Here is a 1,590-nt window from a genome sequence, read left to right on the forward strand (position 1 = left end):
CGTGTCAATTTCATTCTTTGTTTTTTTGATAATTGGAACAGTTTGTGTCATTCCTTCTTCATTTTGTTCTCTCATTAATTGTTGAATTGTAGAAGAGACGGATTGGTTATTTTGAATGGAGGATTCAATTACACCATTTATATAAGATGATAGTGATGGTTTACTAGGCTTATGAATTTTAAAGATTTCTTCTGCAGGTCCATCTACAAGTACTACTTTAGCATTAATGGTAGCGTAAGGATCACGGTAAGAAGAATCAAGTTCCTGCAACCAATTTGATTCTTGCGCCAATTTTTTCCCAATTAAAATGATTTCTGCTTTTGAGGATGTCATATAGCCCGTTAACTTTGTATCTATCTTACTGAATCCATTATATACAGTGGATGCCTGTGCCCAATGCTCTATAGTACTTTGTTGCTGTTTATGATGAAATAGTGGAATGCTTGTGCCAACTTTTATGTCTCCATTAGGGGCTCTATCCAAGCCAATTAATAGGATTAATGAAACCTTCTCAAGAGGAATTCTCTGACTACAACCAATTAAACATACACAACAAATTACAATCCATATCCATTTTCGAATCAAAGTTGATTCCTCCTAGTAACCCAAGCAAAAAGAATGCTGTAAGCGAAAAATAAGATTGGTAATAGAATAAAGAAAATGATATTTAAGATATCCATAAGAGAATATATAAATAAATATTGATCCACATTGGGATTTAGAAAAATAAATAAGCCGACTATTAATACCATAAAACTAACCAGCGCCCAATTGCGAGCGTTTTTTTGAAGTGAAATAGTCACAGACTCAAAACTGAAAAATAAATATGGATATATTGTAGTGGAAAATACAATTAAATAGTAAGCGATATATATAATTTCTAATCGTTCTATGAAAGAAAAACGAACTCCTTTTAACAGATGAAATACTGGCCAAATTACGTCTTTTATCCCCTCCGGACTAAAGTATATATAAGAAAGAATAGCCACATATAGATAGAAAAACATGGTTCCAGTATTCGCAATTAGTAGTCCCTTTATAGCTTGTTGTTTTTTTTGTAAGAACGGATATATATAATATGCAATTTCTAAGCCGGCATAAGGGGTAATGGTTTCTTTCGTTCCCTTTACAATAGGGTATAAGCCATCTTTAAAAATAGGTAGTAGGTGTAAAGGAGCATACATACTCTTTAATGAAAAAAGAAGAAATAATGGCATCCAAGTAGTGAAGAAGAAAACAAGCATAGAATAACTAGTAAGGGCCCTTAACCCACTCAGGGCTAAAATAATAAAAGGTAATAGTAATAATATGGTGATTTGATAAGCAGGAGTGGAAGGGAATATCCACACTTTTACAATATCAGTTGCCTTTAATAAAGTATTAAAGCCAGCAAAAAATAGATAAAAAGCATATAAAAGAAAAAAAATTGTCCCTAGCCATTTACCAAAGTATGTTTTTAAAATCTGTGAGAAATTTTTGTTAGGATTTTTTTGTAATATTAATATAATAAATACGCCAATTATAGAAGTAGTTATCCAGCCCAGAATGATAGAAATCCAGCCATCTGTGCCAGCGGTAGTAGCAAGTGGA

Annotated in this window: 2 protein-coding genes; both read right to left on the reverse strand. The window is 32.3% G+C overall.

Annotated elements, in window-relative coordinates; all coding sequences use genetic code 11:
- A partial coding sequence (locus ILT06_RS32120) for a Ger(x)C family spore germination protein (RefSeq protein ID WP_483861608.1) occupies positions 1-585 on the reverse strand: 585 nt, incomplete at its 3' end.
- On the reverse strand, positions 582-1,590 hold a 1,009-nt coding region (locus ILT06_RS32125; protein ID WP_222655996.1), incomplete at its 5' end, for a GerAB/ArcD/ProY family transporter. The genes ILT06_RS32120 and ILT06_RS32125, both read right to left, overlap by 4 nt.

It is taken from the genome of Bacillus sp. 17RED48 (assembly GCF_019837545.1).
In the GTDB taxonomy this organism is placed as follows: Bacteria; Bacillota; Bacilli; order Bacillales; family Bacillaceae_G; genus Bacillus_A; species Bacillus_A wiedmannii.